At 71.0% G+C, this 18,299-nt stretch carries 17 protein-coding genes and 3 tRNA genes; 12 read left to right on the plus strand and 8 right to left on the minus strand.

Annotation, left to right across the window (positions count from 1 at the left end):
• Positions 1–35: 35 nt before the first annotated feature.
• Complete coding sequence (locus ACTWQA_RS47520) at positions 36–851, minus strand: NAD(P)H-binding protein (RefSeq protein ID WP_443165445.1); 816 nt, start codon at positions 849–851, stop codon at positions 36–38.
• Positions 852–938: 87 nt separating this feature from the next.
• On the opposite strand from ACTWQA_RS47520, the gene ACTWQA_RS47525 reads away from it, so the two are divergent.
• Entirely contained in the window at positions 939–1,505 is a 567-nt protein-coding gene (locus tag ACTWQA_RS47525) for a TetR/AcrR family transcriptional regulator (RefSeq protein ID WP_443165446.1), read from the plus strand.
• 116 nt (positions 1,506–1,621) lie between these two features.
• Entirely contained in the window at positions 1,622–2,551 is a 930-nt protein-coding gene (locus ACTWQA_RS47530) for a TauD/TfdA family dioxygenase (protein ID WP_443165447.1), read from the plus strand.
• 13 nt (positions 2,552–2,564) lie between these two features.
• On the opposite strand, the gene ACTWQA_RS47535 is transcribed toward ACTWQA_RS47530, so the two are convergent.
• The gene (locus ACTWQA_RS47535; protein ID WP_443165448.1) at positions 2,565–2,792 is read right to left on the minus strand and encodes a DUF418 domain-containing protein; all 228 of its coding nucleotides are present in this window, start codon (positions 2,790–2,792) and stop codon (positions 2,565–2,567) included.
• Positions 2,793–3,212: 420 nt separating this feature from the next.
• Here ACTWQA_RS47535 and ACTWQA_RS47540 point away from each other — a divergent pair, with 420 nt between their 5' ends.
• Positions 3,213–3,563 (plus strand): hypothetical protein, encoded by a 351-nt coding sequence (locus ACTWQA_RS47540; RefSeq protein ID WP_443165449.1) that lies wholly within the window; start codon positions 3,213–3,215, stop codon positions 3,561–3,563.
• A gap of 37 nt (positions 3,564–3,600) precedes the next feature.
• Entirely contained in the window at positions 3,601–5,823 is a 2,223-nt protein-coding gene (gene secD, locus ACTWQA_RS47545) for a protein translocase subunit SecD (protein WP_443165450.1), read from the plus strand.
• 190 nt (positions 5,824–6,013) lie between these two features.
• Here the strand turns inward: secD and ACTWQA_RS47550 are convergent, their stop codons facing one another.
• From ACTWQA_RS47550 to ACTWQA_RS47570, 5 genes are all read right to left on the minus strand, one after another.
• On the minus strand, positions 6,014–8,776 hold the full coding sequence (locus tag ACTWQA_RS47550) for a heparinase II/III family protein (RefSeq protein ID WP_443165451.1): 2,763 nt from the start codon (positions 8,774–8,776) through the stop codon (positions 6,014–6,016).
• A gap of 59 nt (positions 8,777–8,835) precedes the next feature.
• Positions 8,836–9,594 (minus strand): MerR family transcriptional regulator, encoded by a 759-nt coding sequence (locus ACTWQA_RS47555; protein ID WP_443165452.1) that lies wholly within the window; start codon positions 9,592–9,594, stop codon positions 8,836–8,838.
• Between the two features lie 33 nt (positions 9,595–9,627).
• The gene (locus ACTWQA_RS47560; protein WP_443165453.1) at positions 9,628–10,227 is read right to left on the minus strand and encodes a TetR/AcrR family transcriptional regulator; all 600 of its coding nucleotides are present in this window, start codon (positions 10,225–10,227) and stop codon (positions 9,628–9,630) included.
• A 99-nt stretch (positions 10,228–10,326) separates the two neighbouring features.
• Entirely contained in the window at positions 10,327–11,550 is a 1,224-nt protein-coding gene (fdhA, locus tag ACTWQA_RS47565) for a formaldehyde dehydrogenase, glutathione-independent (protein ID WP_443165454.1), read from the minus strand.
• Positions 11,551–11,607: 57 nt separating this feature from the next.
• Positions 11,608–12,501, minus strand: a complete 894-nt coding sequence (locus ACTWQA_RS47570) for an MIP/aquaporin family protein (protein WP_443165455.1) — start codon at positions 12,499–12,501, stop codon at positions 11,608–11,610.
• Positions 12,502–12,870: 369 nt separating this feature from the next.
• Here ACTWQA_RS47570 and ACTWQA_RS47575 point away from each other — a divergent pair.
• The 6 genes from ACTWQA_RS47575 (at position 12,871) to ACTWQA_RS47600 (ending at position 15,379) form a co-directional block, all read left to right on the plus strand.
• Positions 12,871–12,941, plus strand: a tRNA-Ala gene (locus tag ACTWQA_RS47575).
• A 14-nt stretch (positions 12,942–12,955) separates the two neighbouring features.
• A tRNA-Leu gene (locus ACTWQA_RS47580) sits at positions 12,956–13,028 on the plus strand.
• Between the two features lie 9 nt (positions 13,029–13,037).
• Positions 13,038–13,110: transfer RNA gene (locus tag ACTWQA_RS47585), tRNA-Glu, on the plus strand.
• 258 nt (positions 13,111–13,368) lie between these two features.
• Positions 13,369–14,193, plus strand: a complete 825-nt coding sequence (locus ACTWQA_RS47590; protein WP_443165456.1) for a nitroreductase/quinone reductase family protein — start codon at positions 13,369–13,371, stop codon at positions 14,191–14,193.
• 47 nt (positions 14,194–14,240) lie between these two features.
• Entirely contained in the window at positions 14,241–14,807 is a 567-nt protein-coding gene (locus ACTWQA_RS47595; RefSeq protein ID WP_443165457.1) for a helix-turn-helix domain-containing protein, read from the plus strand.
• A 41-nt stretch (positions 14,808–14,848) separates the two neighbouring features.
• Positions 14,849–15,379: a GNAT family N-acetyltransferase gene (locus tag ACTWQA_RS47600; RefSeq protein WP_443165458.1), complete on the plus strand. Its 531-nt coding sequence runs from the start codon at positions 14,849–14,851 to the stop codon at positions 15,377–15,379.
• Here ACTWQA_RS47600 and ACTWQA_RS47605 read toward each other — a convergent pair.
• A complete protein-coding gene (locus tag ACTWQA_RS47605; RefSeq protein ID WP_443165459.1) occupies positions 15,360–16,247 on the minus strand; it encodes a MurR/RpiR family transcriptional regulator in 888 nt (295 codons plus the stop codon). The two genes, ACTWQA_RS47600 and ACTWQA_RS47605, sit on opposite strands and share 20 nt — an antisense overlap.
• Before the next feature lie 65 nt (positions 16,248–16,312).
• Here ACTWQA_RS47605 and thrC point away from each other — a divergent pair, with 65 nt between their 5' ends.
• Together thrC and ACTWQA_RS47615 are read left to right on the plus strand one after the other, a co-directional pair.
• Positions 16,313–17,446 (plus strand): threonine synthase, encoded by a 1,134-nt coding sequence (gene thrC, locus ACTWQA_RS47610; RefSeq protein ID WP_443165460.1) that lies wholly within the window; start codon positions 16,313–16,315, stop codon positions 17,444–17,446.
• Positions 17,447–17,475: 29 nt separating this feature from the next.
• A complete protein-coding gene (locus ACTWQA_RS47615) occupies positions 17,476–18,084 on the plus strand; it encodes a biotin transporter BioY (RefSeq protein ID WP_443165461.1) in 609 nt (202 codons plus the stop codon).
• The last annotated feature ends 215 nt before the right edge of the window (positions 18,085–18,299 follow it).

The raw sequence follows: 18,299 nt of genomic DNA on the forward strand, positions 1-18,299 counted from the left end.
CGGGCTGCTCATGGTGAGGACTCGAGGCGGGGCGGTCATCGGAAGGCGGCGACGTTGCGGGCGGCCCAGTCGGCGAAGGCACGCGGCGCACGGCCCAGGATCCGCTCCACGTCCGGGCTGACCTGCTGCTCTTCAACGGTCGGCGTGCCCAGGATGGCAAGGGTGCCCTCGACGACCTGTTCCGGCATGACCCGCAGCATCTGCTCGCGCGCCTCCTCCCGGCTCTGCTCCACGAACCGCACCTCCTCGCCCAGCGCCGCCCCGATCGCCGCGGCACGCTCGCGCGGGCTCACCGCTTGCGGCCCGGTGAGTGTGTAGGTACGTCCCGCGTGCCCGCTCTCCCGTAGCACCACGGCCGCGACCTCCGCGAGGTCGGCCGGGTCGACGGTCGGCAGCGCGACGTCGCCGAACGGCGCGGCCGCCGTACGGTGGGCGCGGATCGGCTCGGCCCACGCCAGAGCGTTGGAGTCGAAACCGCCCGACCGCAGGATCGTCCACTCCAGCCCCGACCCGCGAACAGCCTCCTCGAAGGCCACGGGGTGGCCGTACGCCTCCGGCCGGGTCCCGGCGCCCTGCGACGAGAGCAGGACCACCCGCCGGACCCCGCCGACCGCGGCGGCCTCCAGGACGGCCCGCGGTTCCTGCCCGGCGACGAGCAGGAACAACGCGTCCGCGCCGTCGAAGGCGGCCTTCAAGCCGGTCGGCTCGCCCAGGTCGCCCGCACTGTGCCGGACACCCTCGGGAAGCGGCGCGGGCCGCCGGGAGACCGCGGTCACCTGCTCGCCCGCGGCGGCGAGCAGCCGGACCAGCTCTCCACCGACCTTGCCCGTCGCACCCGTGACAACGATCATCTCTCTGCCTCCGCGGAGTAAGTTAGTTGACTGACTTAGTCCCGAGACCATAGCGAGCGACCGGGGTGCTTGTCTATAGTGAGTCAGGTGACTAACTCAACACGGTCGGGGAAGCGCGACCGCCTGGCCGGCGCCGCCGTGCGGGTGCTGCACGAGCAGGGAGTCGAGAAGACGACGCTCGCCGACATCGCCCGCGCGGCCGACGTCCCGGTGGGGAACGTCTACTACTACTTCAAGACCAAGGACCAGCTCATCGAGGCCGCCATCGCCGCGCACGGCCACCACCTCGCATCGATGATCGCCACCTTGGAAAAACTCCCCACCCCGCAGGAGCGACTCAAGGCCCTGGTGCACGGCTGGGTCGAGCAGCGCGACCTCGCGGCCAAGTACGGCTGCCCCACCGGCACCCTCGCCACCGAGCTCGACAAACGCGACGACGGCCTCGACCGCGCGATCGCCAAGGTCATGGGAGAGCTGCTCGGCTGGATGGAGCGGCAGTTCGCCGCCATGGGGCGCGAGGACGCACGCGAGCTGGCGGTCGCCCTGATGGCGGCCTACCAGGGCATCTCCCTGCTGACCAACACCTTCCGCGACCCGGCCCTCATGGAGATGGAGGGCCACCGCCTCGAACGCTGGATCGACTCCTTGGCCTGACCGCGCTTGCGCTGTGGGTGAAGACGTTCCGCCGTGGGCGATGAGGGGGTGCGACAGGCGCCGGCGGGCGGGATGGTGATCCCACAGATCGCTGACGGAGAGGTGGTGCGTGGACGATGACCATCGCGCAGGTGCTGGGACCGGGGGAGTGGCTGGGCGCGGAGATCCGTGACAGCGACGCCTGGCGGGTCTCACTCGACGAGGGACATCGGCAGGAAGTGATGGCCGCCGTACGCGCGGCGCCGGGCGAGATCACCCGCGAGAGCTTCCCGCTGCCGACGCTCGGCCCCGTCCTGCGGGGCGCGCGCGAGGAGCTCGTGGACGGCCGCGGGTTCGTGCTGATCCAGGGGGTGCCGACCGAAGGAATGAGCGAGCGGCAGTGCGAGATCGCCGCACTCGGCCTCGCGTGCCACGTCGGCGGCATCGTCCCGCAAGGCCCGGACCAAGCACCCCTCATGCACGTACGGGACACGGGCGCCGACCCGGCGCAGGCGCGGACCAGGAGCTACGAGCACAGCGGGCGGCTCGGCTACCACAGCGACCCCACCGACATCGTGGCGCTCCTGTGCGTGCGGCCGGCCAAAGCCGGGGGCCTCAGCGCCATCGTCAGCTCCGTGGCGGTGCACAACGAGCTGGTGCGGACCCGTCCGGACCTGGCGGAGCTGCTCTACCAGCCGTGGTGGCACGACCGGCGCACCGGCGACGGCCCCGACAGCTTCTTCACCAAGCCGATCTGCGTTCCCCACACGGGCGGCCGGTTGTCCGTCTCGTACGGACCCGACTACCTGCGCTCGGCCCAGCGCGGCGCCCACGTGCCAGCGTTCACCCACGCGCAGGAGGAGGCGATGGACCTCCTCGACCGGCTGACCAACGACCCACGTTTCGCCCTCACCATGGATCTACGGGCCGGCGACATGCAGTTCCTCAACAACCATGTCGTCCTGCACAGCCGCACGGCCTACGAGGACCACCCGGAGCCGGAGCGCCGCCGCCACCTGCTGCGCCTGTGGCTCACCATCGACGCGCCCCGGCTCGAGTCGACCTGACGGAGCACGGGGTTCACGCCGCCGGCTTGGTGGTCGGCGGTCCGGGCCGGGCGGCCCACTCCTTCCGGACGACGGCGTAGTCGGTCCTGCCGCGCTTGTTAAGAGAGGTGCAGGGGGGCGGGCGGCGCCCCCAGGTGGCCCAGCGCCAGAGCCATTCGAGCGGGCTCTGGCGGTATCGCCGCAGCCAGAGTGTGGACCACAGCCACTGGACGGCGAGGATGCCGCCGGCGATCATCAGCACCGTCGTGGCGGGCCGTCCATGAAACGGGCCTCGGCCGCCCGGAAACCGGTCCGGGTGTGGGGTCCTCGGGGCGGCGGGGTATCCGATGGCGCCCTGCGCGAGGCCGGGATGGCCCGCCTGGCCCTCGGCGTGAGTGGGATGGCGGGGAGGGCCGCCGGGGTGCGACCGCGTTCGGTCCGCACCGGATCCCGACCGATGCTGCTTCGAGATCAGCGACAACGCCATGGAGTTCACGCCCGGGGAGGTGGTCACCCTCATCCGCGACGCCTGGCCCGTGCCTCCACGCACCCCGGCTCGTGGCCCCTCCGGGCGGACTCCCCGCAAAGGGCGTCCTAATCGTCCCGCGAGAAGACCGGCTCCACTCTTCCCGGCCGCTCCGGCGCGCTACGGTAAGGGCAGGGCGATCCGGGGGAGGGGACGGTGCGGACCAGGCTCTCTGCCGCGTTGCTCCTCCTGCTGTCCTGGTTCCTGCCCGCGACCTCTCACGCCCAGCCCGCCTCGCACCACGGCGCGACCCCGCACGTGGTGGCGGCCTGGCAGGCGCAGGAGCAGCAAGGGCTGGGTCAGGAGCCCTACCGCCACACCGCGATGCAGGTCCGGCACGGCCTGCTCGGTCTGGCGGGTCCGGCCGGCCCCGCCGTGCTCCCGTCCGGCCTTCCGTACCCGACGGCCGCGTGGGCCGCCGTCGTCGCGCGTCCCGGCACGGACGCTCCGGCCGGCCGCCGGCCCGCTGCGGCGCCGGCGCGCGGGCCTCCCTCCACAGGGTTCTGAGATTCCCTTTCTGCACATCTGAGCCTGTGGAGGCTTCATGTACCGTGCGCCTGTTTGGCGTGCGGTGGCGGCGCTCGCCGTCATCGCGATCTCATTAGCACTTGCCCTCACCACCGCGCCGCGCCTGGGCCTGGACCTGCGCGGCGGCACCCAGCTCGTGTTCGAGGCGAAGAACTCGCCGACCGTCAAGGCCGACGCGGCGGCCACCGACCGCGCCCTCGACGTGCTCCGCCAGCGGGCGGACGCACTCGGCGTGGTCGATCCCACCCTGGTCCGCTCCGGCGAGAAACGGATCATCGTCGAGCCGCCCGGCGTACTCGACCCGCGCCAGGCGGCCGAGGTGATCGGCCGGACCGCGCAGCTGGCCTTCCATCCTGTCCTCGGCGCCGGCGATCCTTCAGGGGTACGCGACGAGAACGGCGATCTGCTCACGCTCGGTCCCGCGGCCATCACCGGCGACGGCGTGGCCGATGCGGTCGAGCAGAGCGATCCCCAGCGTGGTCCCGGCTGGTGGGTGACCATCGACTTCCGCGACGCCGACGCCTGGCAGCGGCTGACCGGGGCGGCGGCGTGCGAGCCGCAGGGCGATCCCAAGCGCAGGATCGCCATCGTGCTCGACGCGGAGATCATCTCCTCGCCGCCGCTGGACCCGTCGATCCCGTGCCGTACCGGCATCCCGGGCGCCCGCGCGGACATCACCGGGTCGTTCACCCACGAGGAGGCCCGCGATCTGGCCGTGCTCATCAAGGGCGGGGCGCTGCCCGTCCCGCTGGCCCTGGTAGAGCAGCGTACGGTCGGAGCAACGCTCGGCGCGGCGGCCATCGACGCGAGCGCCAAGGCGGCGGTGGCCGGGCTCGTACTGACCGCGGTGTTCATCGTGGCGGTCTACCGGCTGTCCGGGCTGCTCGCGGCGGTGGCGCTGGCCTGCTACGGGCTGATCTCCTACGCGGCGCTGGTGGCGATGGGGGCGACGTTCACGCTGCCCGGGCTGGCCGGGTTCGTGCTGGCGATCGGCATGGCCATCGACGCCAACGTGCTGGTTTTCGAGCGGGCCAGGGAGGAGCACGACTCCCGGCGCGGGCTGAGGCGAGCCTTGGACCTGGGATTCAAGAACGCGTGGAGTGCGATCGCCGACTCCAACGTCACCACCCTGATCGCTGCCGGGCTGCTGTTCTGGCTGGCCTCGGGGCCGGTCAAGGGCTTCGGCGTGACGCTGGCGATCGGCGTGCTCGCCTCGCTGATCTCCGCCATGCTGATCACCCGTGTGCTCGTCCAGGGTGTCATCGGCAGGATCGGGCCGCGCGCGTCCGGGCTGGCCTCGCAGGGTGTGGTCAGGACCTGGCTGGCGCGCAGGAAGCCGCGGCTCATGGCAGCCAGGAGGGTGTGGCTGGCGATCGCCGGCGGGCTGGCGGTGGTGGCCGTGGCCGGGTTGCTGGTTCGCGGGCTGAACGTCGGCGTGGAGTTCACCGGCGGGCGGCTCGTGGAGTTCGCCACGTCCAAGCCGGTCCCCGCCGACGTCGCCGGGCAGGCGGTCGCACGGGCCGGGTTCCCCGCGGCGGTGGTCCAGTCCACGGACGACGGTGTCACGGTACGGGCGGCGCGGCTCGGGCTGGAGGAGGCGGCCCGGATCGAGCAGGCACTGGAGCCTCACGGCGGCGAGGTGAGCAAGACGCGCGAGGAGTTCATCGGGCCCAGCCTGGGCGAGGAGCTGCGGCGTAACGCCCTCGTCGCGCTCGGGGTGGCCGTGGCCATGCAGCTGGTGTATCTGGCGGTCCGGTTCCGGTGGACGTTCGGGGCGGCGGCGGTGCTGGCGCTGCTGGTGGACGTGACCGTCGTGGTCGGGTTGTTCGCGTGGCTGGGCAAGCCGATCGACGGGATCTTCGTGGCGGCGATGCTGACGATCGTCGGGTATTCGGTCAACGACAAGGTCGTGGTGTTCGACCGGGTGCGGGAATTGTGGACCTCCCAGCGGGGGTTGGTGGCGGCGGTCGACGGGGCGATCGTGCAGACGTTGCCGCGGACGGTCAACACCGGGCTGGGCGCGTTGTTCATCCTGGTGGCGTTGATGGTCTTCGGCGGGGACTCGCTGCGGGACTTCGCCATGGCGCTGGTGGCCGGGATCTTCATGGGGACGCTGTCGTCGGCGTTCGTGGCGGGGCCTGCGGCCGTGCTACTGGCCCGGTTCGACCGCCGCCCACCCGCTCCCCCGGCCGGGCGCACCGCGCCACGCGACCGTACGGGCACCGGGGCGGTGGTCTGATCCACGGCGCATAGCGCGTCGCCCACCCTTGGGCCCTGGCCGTGGCCGCGCTGTGTGTGCCACCTTCCGTGCCCCTGCCCGCGCCTCATGAGAGTCGCGGAGCAGGGGCGCGGGGATTGGCCGAGGCCGGCGCGGCGGCGGACGCCTACCGCAGGTCGGGCAGATCGACGATCCGGGCCGGAGTTCTCCTTCAGGCGGCCGCGTAGATGAGCGCGCCCGCGCGTTCGAAGGGAACGACCGTGCCGTTGAGGATCACTTTGGCGGCATTCGGCGCCGCGATCGCGACGGCCTCGGCCGGGTCGGTGCTCGCGGTCAGCCCGCTGCCGTCGATGCGTACGGTGCCGTCCCCGCCGAAGGTCACGGCCAGGTCCTTGACCGCGGCCCGCGCCTTGACCAGGGTCGCGCCGGCACGTTCGACCGACGAGCCGTCCACCATCACGATCGACCCGGCGTCGGCGTAGAGCAGCTTGCCGTCGAAGGTGTAGGACCCGAACGCGCGCGGCGCCTTCGTGGTCCAGGACTTGTAGTAGACCCCTGCGCCGCCGTTCAAGCTGAGAGCTGTCGCCTGGTACGACGGGATGGTGCCCACGGGGAGACGTTCCACCGTCACGGACGTGTCGGCCGCACCCTTCGACGGCACCAGGAGGGTGTCGAAGGTTTTCTGGCCGGTGGCGTTCGTCTTGACGTAGGAGGCGTACTTCGCGTTCTCCACCGAGTAGAACCGCGGCGCGTAGTAGCCGTCGCGCAGGGTGGAGGCGACCTCGGCCGGGTCGGCGGGGACGATCGTGAGGTTCGCGCCCGTCGCGAAGGCGGTGGTCGTGGCCTCCGTCCCGGAGCGGATCGAGGGCTTGGCGTCCGAGGCGAAGTGCCAGTTCTGCTCGTAGCGGTGCGTGGCGGCGGTGTTCACCGGCTTGAGCCGGTCGGAGACCACCCACAGGCCCGAGTGCAGCGACAGGACGGACCGTTCGTGGCGAACACCGGCGGAGCTGTCGGTGTACGCGCCGATCAGATCGAAGGCGGGGTTGGTGATCAGAGGCGAGATCGCGCCCGCCGCGGTCGAGGTCTGCGGCTTGTCGTCGACCTCGATCGTGTTGTGCGCCTCCGTGGTTTTCCGCAGCCATTGCGCGTGGGCGTCCGTGCTGTAGGTGAAGGTGCCCATGTCGGGCAGGAGTGGCCGGCCGTATGCATAAGCGGTGATCGCCAGCTCGTCCGGGTGGCTGTGGTTGCCGCGGTCGGCGTTGATCCGGAGGTGGGAGTCGTCGGCGGTCCAGCCGGAGCGGGAGACCGCGACCCGGGTGTCCGGGTAGAGGGCGGAGGTGTGCGCCGGCTTCTCGCCCGACGTGCCGGAGGTGCCGACGTAGAGGAGTTCGGAGTCGTTGAGCAGCTCGCCCAGCTTCCTGAGAGTGCTGCGCAGGTCGAGGGCGTCGCTGTCGCCGTAGGCCGGGCCGTACCCATTGGGATAGCTCTGGTCCATGAGGAAGCGGGCCAACTGTCGCAGCTTGGCGGTGGCGGTGAACGCGATGCCGTTGCGCTGCATGTAGGCGACGACGTCCACGTACTGGCTGAGGTAGCCCCGCAGGTAGGCGTCCGTGGATTCCTTGTAGCCGCCGTCGGCGTAGGTCGAGTCGTTGAGCTGGGCCGAGAGGAAGTCAGCGGCGTCGGTCCGCCACGCCGACGCCGCGCGGAACTCCGGGAAGTAGACAGAGTTGTGCAGCAGCGTGATCTTCTGCGACTGCATCTTGTTCGGCGAGCCGTTGACGTTCTCCTGCAGGTACAGGCCCGCCCGGTTCATCGTCTTGAGGATCGCGGCGTTGGCGTCAGCGGTCAGCGACGGGCTCTTGCGCAGGATCTCGTAGGCCGCGATCCAGTTGTGCAGGCGCCGCGCGGCGTGCAGGTCGCCCGGGTAGGAACCGGCGCCCTGATCGGCGTCGTAGGCGTCGGCGTCCTTGATGAAGTCGGTCATCAGGCCGATGAGCGTGCGGGCGTACTGCTCGTTGCCCGTCTTCTGGTACTCCAGGGCCAGCGGGCCGGCGAAGTAGAAGCGGGGCAGCTGGTAGAGATACTCCTCGTCGGCGATGTCGGCACCGCCGGGGAGCTTCCAGTCGAAGCCGCCGGGGTCGCCCTCCCACGAGAACGTGTTCTGTATAGTGTGGGACCAGGTGCGGGTGGCCTCGTCGAAGGTCGCGGCGTTGCCGTACAGCATGATGTCCTTCGCGGTGTCGGCCGTGCCGGTCAGCGTCAGCTCCGCTTTCTTCACGCCGGTGACGCCGCCGAGATCGAACCGCAGGTACGCCTTGCGCGTCTCGCCGGTGAACGGCCCCGTGCCCTGGTCGCTGACCTGCATGTAGTACTTGGTGCCGTACACGCTGTCCGGGTGGGCCGCCCAGATGTAGGTGTCGTGCGTGGGGTGAAGGGTCTTCACCGACCCGTCGGCCAGGGTCAGGCGGAGAGTGGGCTTGCCCGACCCCTTGCTCCTGCTGTTGATGAGGGCGATGACCGCGTCCTTGTAGCGGCTCATCAGGAAGAATCCGGGCTTGCCGCTGGTGATGCTGCTCGTGACGTCTGCCGTGACCGTCTTTTCCCCCGGGCCGAAGGTCAGCGTCTTGATGTAGGCCTCGCCCGATCCCAGCGTCCAGATGTGGCTGGCGGTCAGCTCGAGTGCGCCCGGCCAGGTGGTGTGCGAGAAGCCGCCCGCCTCGATGGCCGGGCGCGCGCGGTAGTAATCCAGCAGCCGCTGCTTGGCCAGCGCGTAGTCGCCCGCCATCACCGCGCTCTCCACGGGCTTCAGGCCCGCGTGCGCGTAGTTCAGTCGCGGCCCCACCGTCCAGGCTCCGGCGCTCCACCTGCCGAAGAAGCCTGCGTCGGACAACGCGGCCGCGGCGGCCGGAGGGGCCGGCACCAGGAACGCGGCGAACAGAATCAGGACGGCGAGCCGCCGCCACGAGGGTGACATGCACGCCAACTTAGAGGTGCGCGGTATGTCCGCGGTATGTCGGGCGCAGGAGGGTGCTTTCAGTGGCCGGCGATATGCCGGACCACCTGCCGTATCACCTCCGCCTGGGCGGGGGCGAGCCCGTCGAGGAACGGCTCCATCGTCTCGGCGTCCCACTCGGGCCCGATCGGCGCACCGTTGCTCATCAGGTGCCGCAGGCTGTACTCGGCGAGCTCGGCCGCCAGCGGCGCGATCCGCGGGTCGTCGGGCTCGGCGCCGGCCAGCTCGTCGAGCCTGCGGTAGAACTCGTGGCCGCGCGCCGTCAGCTCGGGATCGGCGGCGAGCGCGTCGAGCATCGTGAAGGCGCGTTTCCGCTCGGGCGCCGCCGCCACGGTGTCCATCAGCACCAGCAGCTCGCGATCCCAGGCCGCCGCCTGCGAGGAGGGCAGGTCGACCGCCTTCAGGAACGCCAGCAGATCGGGCGAGGCGGTGTCCTGCGGGCCCAGCGTCCCGGCCTCGGCCAGCTGGAGCACCTGGGCCAGGCGCCGCCGCCGGTCCCGGATCTCCTGCTCCTGCCTGGCCAGGTCGGCGTCGATCTCGGCGAGGATCTCGGGCAGCTCCCTGGACCGGTCCTCGGCGATGACGTCGCGCGCCTCGTCCAGGCTCAGCCCGAGCGCGACGAGGCGGCGGACGCGGGCCAGGGCGATGGCGTCGCGCATGCCGTACTCGCGGTAGCCGTTGGCCAGGCGGGGCGGCTCGGGCAGGACGCCCTGATGGTGGTAGTAGCGCACCGTCCGGGTGGACACTCCGAGCAGCGCGGCGAGCTCTCCGATCCGCATGTCATCAGTAAAGACGTTGACGTCGCGTCACGGTCAAACCGGGGGTCTCATGGCCTGGAGGAAGAGGTCGACGAGCGCATCGGCGTATTCGGGGGTCAGCGGGCCGGAGCGGAGCAGCCAGCGCTGGTAGAGGGGGGCGTACAGCAGCTCCAGCGCCAGGTCGAGGTCGGCGTCCGCGCGAATCTGCCCGACCCGCTGCGCGCTGCGCAGCCGGGCCTTCTTGGCCTCGTCGACCGGGCCGGCCAGCTTCTCGCGGTATTGGGCGGCGAGGGCGGGATCGTTGATGATCTCGGTGTTGAGCGCCCGGATGGGCGCTTCGAACGCCGGATCGGCGAATTCGGCCACCGTCGCGCGCATCACGACCTTGAGATCGGCCTCGAGCTCGCCCGTGTCCGGCAGCGCCACGCTCTCCTCAGGGCCCACCTCGCTCAGCGCCAGGAACGAGTCGAAGATCACCGCTCCTTTGGAGGGCCACCATCGGTAGATGGTCTGCTTGCCCACACCGGCCCGTGCGGCGATGGCCTCGATCGACAGCTTGGCGTATCCCAGCTCGGAGACCAGCTCGCGGGCGGCGGTGAGGATGGCCTGCCGGGATCGCTCGTTGCGGCGGGCGGGGTCGGGCTGCTTGGGCATGCCCGGCATCCTACCACGCTGACGAGACGAGACGTTGCGTCATGTGTCGCTCGACGTCCGGCGACCCGCAGGGCGCGCGGGTCGCCGGCGGCCGTGTGGTCAGGACGTTCTGCTGAGCATGCCGTGCGGATCGAGCACGTACTTGCGGGCAGCCCCCTCATCGAATTCGTGGTATCCCCGCGGCGCCTGGTCGAGCGGGAGCGGGGTGGCGTTGACCGCCTTCGCGATCTGCACCCGGTCGTGCAGGATCGCCATCATGAGCTGGCGGTTGTACCGCATGACGGGGCACTGGCCGGTGACGAAACTGTGTGACTTCGCCCAGCCGAGGCCGATCCGGATGGACAGCGACCCCTGCTTGGCGGCCTCGTCCGCCGCACCGGGATCGCCCGTCACGTACAGGCCCGGGATGCCGAGCGCGCCACCCGCCCTGGTGACGTCCATGAGCGAGTTGAGCACGGTGGCGGGACGCTCCACCTCCGACTCGTGGCCGTGGCCGCGTGCCTCGAAACCGACCGCGTCGACGGCGCAGTCCACCTCCGGTTCGCCGAGAATGTGCAGGATCTGGTCCTTCGGCTCGCCCAGGGCGACGTTGATGGTCTCGCACCCGAAGCTGTGCGCCTGGTCGAGGCGCTCCTTGTTCAGGTCCGCGACGATGACCACGGCGGCTCCGAGCAGGAACGCCGAGGCGGCCGCGGCCAGCCCGACCGGGCCGGCGCCGGCGATGTAGACGCTCGAGCCCGGCTGCACCCCCGCGCTCACACAGCCGTGGAACCCGGTCGGGAAGATGTCCGCGAGCATGGCCAGGTCGAGGATCTTCTCCATCGCCCGGTCCTTGTCGGGAAACTTCAGCAGGTTCCAGTCGGCGTAGGGAACAAGGACGTACTCGGCCTGCCCGCCGACCCAGCCGCCCATGTCGACGTAGCCGTACGCCGAGCCGGGACGGTCCGGGTTGACGTTCTCGCAGACTCCGGTCTTGCCCTCCTTGCAGTTGCGGCAGCGGCCGCAGGCGATGTTGAACGGCACGGACACGAGGTCGCCGGTCTTGACGAACTCCACATCGGGACCGGTCTCGACGACCTCACCGGTGATCTCATGACCGAGGACCAGCCCCGGGGGCGCCGTGGTGCGGCCGCGGACCATGTGCTGGTCACTGCCGCAGATGTTCGTCGCGACCGTCTTGAGTATCGCGGCGTGCGGCAGCTTGCGGCCGACGTTGGCCGGGTTCACGCCCGGGCCGTCTTTGAGCTCGAATTCGGGATAGTCGGTCTCGCGTACCTCGACCTTGCCTGGGCCTTCATATGTGACTCCCCTGTTGCCAGGCATGGCGATCTCTCCCTTGCTCGGAAGTGGCGGACGTACGGTCGGTCACGGACTCATGGATCACCTCCTCCCGCCGAGACGCCAGCGTCTGCGGGCGTGTCCCACGCGGTCCCTGATCTGGTCGTCCTGCGGCGCACGGGCCCCGGGAACCTGACCGGCGAGCTCCTGCCGGACGGCCTCGGCCCGCGGCTCCCTGGCACCCGTGATCTCCCCGGCTGCTCCTTGCGCGGCCGTCTCGGGCAGGTCGCGGGCCGGGCGGGCGACCACGTCGTACACGACGACCGCCAGCACCGCGCCGATGATCGGCCCGGCGAGGTAGACACCAATCTGCGCCCAGGGCGTGTCGCCGCCGAACAAGCTGTTGGCCAGGTACGGGCCAAAGGTTCGAGCCGGGTTGACCGAGCCGTTCGTCGACGGGCCCAGCACGAAGATCTCGCCCGCCACCGCCAGTCCGATCATCAGCCCGGCCCAGCCGGGCGGCGCCCGGCGGTCGACCGCCATCGCCATGATCGTGAGCAGCAGCAGGAACGTGCCGAGTGCTTCGAGCAAGATTCCCTGCGCATAGTTCACGCCCACGCCGAGCTGGGTCAGCCCGACACCGCCCGGATCGATCGCGCGCCGGCCGAATCCGCCCACGATGAGCAGCGCCCCGGCGAACGCGCCGACGAGCTGGGCAACGATGTAGAACGGCACCTCGGCCCACGGGAACCGGCGCCCCGCGGCCAGAGCGATGGTCACCGCGGGATTGATATGGGCTCCCGACGTGTTGCCGAACGCGTAGATGACGATCGCGACGACCACGGCGAACGACAGCGCGATGAAGCCGAGCCCGGCATAGTTCAGCTGACCGTCGCCGAAGACCAGGGCCGCCACGACCGAGCCGGCGCCGAAGAGGACGAGCAACATCGTTCCGATGGCTTCCGCGACAAGCCGCCGCGACAGGTCACCAACCATCGCGAACCCCCGATGAGGATGGTTTCCTCCCAATATTCAAATATAACCCGGTGACTGCGACGACTCCCGGGGCAGGGCGGCAAAAGCCGGGTCACGGCACGGTGTCGTGACCGCAAGGCACCGGGTCGACAATAAATAAGTGGCATTCGCGGAATACCGGGGCTACCGTGGTTCACGTCGAACGCAGGAATGTCAAGAAGGGCCAGGTCATGTGCTACGCAGCCGGTGCACTGGAGCGGGAACGGCGTCTGTGCCGCCGAGCCGCGGTGTTCGGCTTCGCGCTTATCGGGCCGGCCTCGGGATAATCCTCGCGGAGGAGGATCCGAAGGCCGCCGGGGACACGTCCGGGCGGCCTTTCTCTTTATCTTCGGGCTGATGGTGAAAAGGCATCACACCTGCCTTGCAAGCAGGAATTCGGGTTTCGAGATCCCGTCGGTCCACGCCAGAAATATAAGCGTCCGTAGCCCAACGGCAGAGGCACCGGTCTCAGGTACCGGACGGTGCGGGTTCGAATCCCGCCGGACGTACGCATGCGCGCCCCGTTGGTCCAGCGGTCAGGACGCCCGGCTTTCAACCGGGAAATCGCCGGTTCGAGTCCGGTACGGGGTACGACGAGCTTGACAGTTTTCGCGGTAGATCGTGTAATAGCGGTCGCGTCGCGTGACGCCGACCGGGTGGACGGCGGTGGCATGGAGGCGCCGAATCAAAGGGGATGACACCGTGACTACCTTCATCGGTCGTGCCTGAGCACGCAGCCCCCGCGCGTCGTCCCATGCCTTCGGCGGTGTAGTCGACCCGCCGTTCCCTTCGGCATTCCGCGCGGGTTTTCGTTGTCATCGACACATCCCCGCCCTGGAGTAAACACGCATGCCCATTGACTTCAACCAGCAGATCATCGACGAGTTCCGCGCCAACCAGGGCCGGGTCGGCGGCCCCTTCGAGGGAGCCAGGCTGCTCCTGCTGACGACCGTCGGCGCGAAGACCGGCGCACGCCGTACGACCCCGCTCGGCTACCTGCCCGATGGCGAGCGCATCCTTATCATCGCCTCGGCCGGCGGCGCGCCCGCGCACCCGGCCTGGTACCACAACCTGCGCGCCAACCCGCAGGTCACCGTGGAGGACGGCAGCTTCACCTACCAGGCCAAAGCGGTCGTCCTGGAAGGCGAGGAACGGGATCGCCTGTTCGCCCGCGCGGTCGAGCAGGACCCGGGTTGGGGCACGTACCAGACCGGTTCCGGCCGGATCCTGCCGGTGGTCGCGCTCGTCCCGATCGACCACGGGCCGCCCGCCGGGCGCATGGGCGACGCCCTCAAGAAGATCCACGACGCCTTCCGCAAGGAACTGGCCGTGATCCGCAAGGAGATCGGCTCCTCGGGGCCCCCTCTGACGGCGCAGTTGCGGGTCAACTGCCTGACCATGTGCCAGGGTCTGCACGGGCACCATTCGCGCGAGGACGGTTTCATGTTCCCCGCGATGGAGGGGCGTCACCCGGAGCTGGCCGCGGTGTTCGAGCGGCTGCGGGCCGAGCACCTGGTCGTCCAGCGACTCCTCGAACAACTCCAGGAGCTCCTCGCGGCCGACGACGTCGCTCCCGAGGAGCTGTCCCGCGAGGTCAGCCGGCTCACCGCGGAGCTCGAGGCGCACCTGGACTACGAGGAGGAGCAGCTCGTGCCGCTGCTCAACGGCGCGTAGGTTCCGGGAATCACGCGCTGTCCCGTATTTGGGATATATTCCCGGATATGAGACAGACGGAGGAGCTGGATACCCGGCTGGCCGAACGGCTGGCGGAGCTACGCGTGGAGCGCGGTTGGTCGCTGGATGAGCTGGCCCGCCGCGCCGCGATCAGCCGCTCGACCCTGTCGCGCCTGGAGCGCGGCGAGATCAGCCCGACCGCGGCGCTGCTCAACAAGCTCTGCGCGGTGTATGAGCGGACGATGTCGCGGCTGCTGGCCGAGGTCGAGTCCGAGCCGCCGCAGCTGCTGCGGGGCGAGGCCCAGCCGGTGTGGCGGGACGAGGAGTCGGGCTTCGTCCGCAGGTCGGTGTCGCCGCCGCACCCCGGCCTGCGGGGCGAGGTCGTCGAAGGCGTCCTGCGGCCGGGCGCGGACATCGCCTACGACGCACCCCCGGTTCCGGGGCTCGAGCAGCATATCTGGGCGCTGGAGGGCACGGTGAAGATCACCGCGAACGGCGCCACGCACACGCTCGTACCCGGCGACTGCCTGCGCTTCAGGCTCTGGGGCGCCTCCCGCTTCCGCTGCCCGGGACCGGACCCGGCGCGTTACGCGCTGCTCATCGTCCTGCCGTGAACCGTCACACGCCGCTTGCCGTGAAAGCCGAGGGATCTCCTATGCACACCATCGACCGCCTGTCCGCCGAGGAGTTCGACGCCGGCCTGAAGGAGCTGGCCGATCTCCTGGTCGACGCCGTGGATGACGGCGCCTCCGTGGGCTTCCTGGCGCCGTTCGACCATGAGGCGGCCGCCGCCTGGTGGCGGGCGCAGGCCCCGGCCGTGGCCGACGGGCGCCTCATGGTGTGGGTCTGCCGCGACGGCGGCGGCATCAACGCCACCGTCAGCCTGGCCCTGGCCGCCAAACCCAATGCCCGCCACCGCGGCGAGATCGTCAAGCTCATGGTGCACCGCGAGGCCCGCGGCCGGGGTCTGTCGCGTGCCCTGCTGGCCACCGCCGAGCAGGCCGCCCTGGAGGCGGGGGCCGATCTGCTGCTCCTGGACACCGAGACCGGCAGCACCGCCGAGCACGTCTACCTCACCGGCGGCTGGACACGTTACGGGATCGTCCCCGAGTACGCCGGATCCCCTGACGGAACGCTGCGGGACTGCAGCTTCTTCTACAAGCGGCTCATCCCAGGCTCTGCGTGAGCGCGTCGAGGTCGGCCAGACGCTGGGCAGGGGACAGGCGCGCGGCCGTGGCGACGAGCAGCAGCTCGGTGACGGCGATCTCGTGTGCCAGCGGCGCGATCGGCCCGGCCGCCTCGCGCGGCAGGCTGACCAGCACCTCCGCCTGTGAGGCCAGCGGCGAGCCCCAGGCGTCGGTGACGAGCAGCAGCCGCGCGCCCCGGGCACGGGCGGCCTGCACGAACCGGGCGGTGGCGGGGGAGTAACGGCGGAAGTCGTAGGCCGCGACCACGTCAGTGGGCCCCAGGTCCAGCAGGGTACGGGCGCGGGCCTGCGGCGGCTCGGGCACCCGGTGGGCGCCGGAGCGCAGACTGGCGAGCTGGCGGATCAAGTATTCGGCGGCCAACTCGCTGAGCGGCCCGACCAGCGCCCACACCGTGCGGGCCTCGGCCACCAGCGCCGCCGCGGCCGTGAGCAGGGGCTCGGAGAGAGTCGCAAGCGTGCCGTCCAGTCCAGAGCGCAGGTCGTCGGCGGCCCGCCGCAGCTCGGACGGCCCGGTCTCGGCGGGTGTGGCCGCCTCAGCGCCGGGCGCGCTCTCGTGAGTGGCGCTCTTGGCGGCCTCCGGCGCGGTGACGAATTCCAGCAGCCGCGACCGGTCCCGTGCCCCGTCTCTGACGGCGGCCTGGAACTCGGCGAACCCGGTGTATCCGAGCCGGTCGAACAGCCGCGAGGCCGTCGGCGGGCTGACCCCCGCACGCTCGGCGAGCGCCCGCAGCGAGCCGAGCGCCGCGAACGGGTAGTCGTCGAGCAGCACCCGCACGATCGCGCGTTCGCCGGGCGGCAACTCGGAGTAGACGGCGCTGAGGCGGCTCGCCACCGGATCGTTCTCCATGATGACATATGTTACATCAGACCCTCGTTTATGCGCCTTAACGAAACGAATGTTACGGTGCGGACATGACTACCTGGCATGGTTTGATCGACAGCCGTTACCGGCGCTGGCTGCCCGTCACCGACGACACCCCGGCCGTCTCGCTGAACGAAGGCAACACCCCGCTGCTGCGCTCGGCGTACCTGTCCTCGCTCACCGGCTGCGAGGTGTGGCTGAAGGTCGAAGGCGCCAACCCGACCGGATCGTTCAAGGACCGCGGCATGACCGTGGCCATCAGCACGGCGGCCGAGCGGGGCGCCGAGACCGTCATCTGCGCCTCCACCGGCAACACCAGCGCCTCTGCCGCAGCCTACGCCGCCCGCGCCGGCCTGTCCGCGGCCGTGCTCGTCCCCAAGGGCCGGATCGCGCTGGGCAAGCTGAGCCAGGCCGTACGCTACGGCGCCCGCATCGTGGAGATCGACGGCACCTTCGACGACTGCCTGCGCGTCGCCCGCGAGCTAGCCGGCCACCACCCGGTCGCGCTGGTCAACTCCGTCGGCAACGAGCTGCGCCTGGCCGGGCAGCGGACCGTCGCCTACGAGGTCGTGGACGCGCTGGGCGACGCGCCCGACGTGCACTGCCTGCCCGTGGGCAACGGCGGCAACATCACCGCGACCTGGGGCGGCTACCGCGTCTACCGGCAGGCAGGCGTGGCGACCCGGCTGCCGCGCATGTGGGGTTTCCAGGCGGCGGGCGCGGCGCCGCTGGTCCACGGCGCGCCGGTCGCCGACCCGCGGACCGAGGCGAGCGCGATCCGCGTCGGCAACCCCGCCACGTGGGACGGCGCCGTCGCCGCGCGCGAGGAGTCCGGCGGGCTGATCGCCGCGGTGAGCGACGAGCAGATCTTCGCGGCGTACCGGGAGCTGGCCCGCCGCGACGGCGTCTTCGTCGAGCCCGCCTCGGCGGCGGGGGTGGCGGGGCTGCTCGACCAGCACGCGCGTGGCCTGCTGGAGCCGGGCCTGCGCGTGGTGATCACGCTCAGCGGCAACGGCCTGAAGGACCTCGACGCCTCCCTGCGTGACGGCTACACCACGACCGAGACCTCCGCCGTCACCGCGGACGTGGCCCACGCCCTGCGCTTGACCGAGGCTCGAGTGGCGGCAAGTATCGTTCGCTCGCAGACGATCGACCGGAAAGTTGTGGGATACCTCCATGCGTGAAGCATGCCGACGTGTTGTGGGATCGCCTCATGAAGAATGAAGACAGCAAGCGCGTGTTCCCCACGGGGGACCTCGCGAGAGTGGCCGTGTTCGCCGCGCTGATCGCCGTGCTCGGGCTCCCGGGCTCGTTCAACGTTTTCGGCAACCCGGTCCCGATCACGCTGCAGACGCTGGGCGTCATGCTGGCGGGCGCGATCCTCGGCACGTGGCGGGCCGCGCTGGCGGTCGCGGTGCTGCTCGTGCTGGTCGCCGCGGGGCTGCCGCTGCTGTCCGGCGGGCGCGGCGGGCTGGGCGTCTTCGCCGGGCCCTCGGCCGGGTTCCTCATCGGCTGGATCCCCGGGGCGGCGCTGACGGGCTGGCTCGTCGAGCGGGCGGGGCGCAACCCCGGGATCGTCCAGCTCGTGCTGGCGTGCCTGGTCGGCGGGGTCGGGGTGATCTACCTGTTCGGAATTCCCGTGCAGGCCATGGTCACGGGGGCGTCGCTGGGCACGACGGCGCTGCTCGCCACCGCGTTCCTGCCGGGCGACCTGATCAAGGCGGTGCTGGCCGCGGTCGTGGTCAGGGGCACGCAGCGGGCCTACCCGGACGCGGTGCCGACGGTGTACCGCGAGCGGCTGCGGGCCGGCGGGACACGTTGAGCCGCCCCCGCCCGGCCGAGGGGGTGCGGCGAGGCGCCCGCCCGGCCGAGAGCGTTGAGGCGGGCCGGTGCCGGTAGCCGGCCACATCCTGCGGCACGCCGCGGCACGCCCGGCCCGGGTGGCGCTGCGCGGGCCGCTGTGCGAGCTCACCTACGGCGAGCTCGCACAGCACGTCAGCGGCGCTGCCCGGCACTTGCTGCGCCGCGGTGCGGGCC

Source organism: Nonomuraea sp. 10N515B (assembly GCF_052245915.1).
In the GTDB taxonomy this organism is placed as follows: domain Bacteria; phylum Actinomycetota; class Actinomycetes; order Streptosporangiales; family Streptosporangiaceae; genus Nonomuraea.

Excerpts from the sequence above, each read along its gene's own strand:
- ACTWQA_RS47550 (WP_443165451.1), bottom strand. The coding sequence starts at position 8,776 with ATGTCACCCTCGTGGCGGCGGCTCGCCGTCCTGATTCTGTTCGCCGCG.
- ACTWQA_RS47520 (WP_443165445.1), bottom strand. The coding sequence starts at position 851 with ATGATCGTTGTCACGGGTGCGACGGGCAAGGTCGGTGGAGAGCTGGTC.
- ACTWQA_RS47570 (WP_443165455.1), bottom strand. The coding sequence starts at position 12,501 with ATGGTTGGTGACCTGTCGCGGCGGCTTGTCGCGGAAGCCATCGGAACG.
- ACTWQA_RS47605 (WP_443165459.1), bottom strand. The coding sequence starts at position 16,247 with ATGGAGAACGATCCGGTGGCGAGCCGCCTCAGCGCCGTCTACTCCGAG.
- ACTWQA_RS47530 (WP_443165447.1), top strand. The coding sequence starts at position 1,622 with ATGACCATCGCGCAGGTGCTGGGACCGGGGGAGTGGCTGGGCGCGGAG.
- ACTWQA_RS47555 (WP_443165452.1), bottom strand. The coding sequence starts at position 9,594 with ATGCGGATCGGAGAGCTCGCCGCGCTGCTCGGAGTGTCCACCCGGACG.
- secD (WP_443165450.1), top strand. The coding sequence starts at position 3,601 with ATGTACCGTGCGCCTGTTTGGCGTGCGGTGGCGGCGCTCGCCGTCATC.
- ACTWQA_RS47615 (WP_443165461.1), top strand. The coding sequence starts at position 17,476 with ATGAAGAATGAAGACAGCAAGCGCGTGTTCCCCACGGGGGACCTCGCG.
- ACTWQA_RS47595 (WP_443165457.1), top strand. The coding sequence starts at position 14,241 with ATGAGACAGACGGAGGAGCTGGATACCCGGCTGGCCGAACGGCTGGCG.
- ACTWQA_RS47560 (WP_443165453.1), bottom strand. The coding sequence starts at position 10,227 with ATGCCCAAGCAGCCCGACCCCGCCCGCCGCAACGAGCGATCCCGGCAG.
- fdhA (WP_443165454.1), bottom strand. The coding sequence starts at position 11,550 with ATGCCTGGCAACAGGGGAGTCACATATGAAGGCCCAGGCAAGGTCGAG.
- ACTWQA_RS47590 (WP_443165456.1), top strand. The coding sequence starts at position 13,369 with ATGCCCATTGACTTCAACCAGCAGATCATCGACGAGTTCCGCGCCAAC.
- thrC (WP_443165460.1), top strand. The coding sequence starts at position 16,313 with ATGACTACCTGGCATGGTTTGATCGACAGCCGTTACCGGCGCTGGCTG.
- ACTWQA_RS47600 (WP_443165458.1), top strand. The coding sequence starts at position 14,849 with ATGCACACCATCGACCGCCTGTCCGCCGAGGAGTTCGACGCCGGCCTG.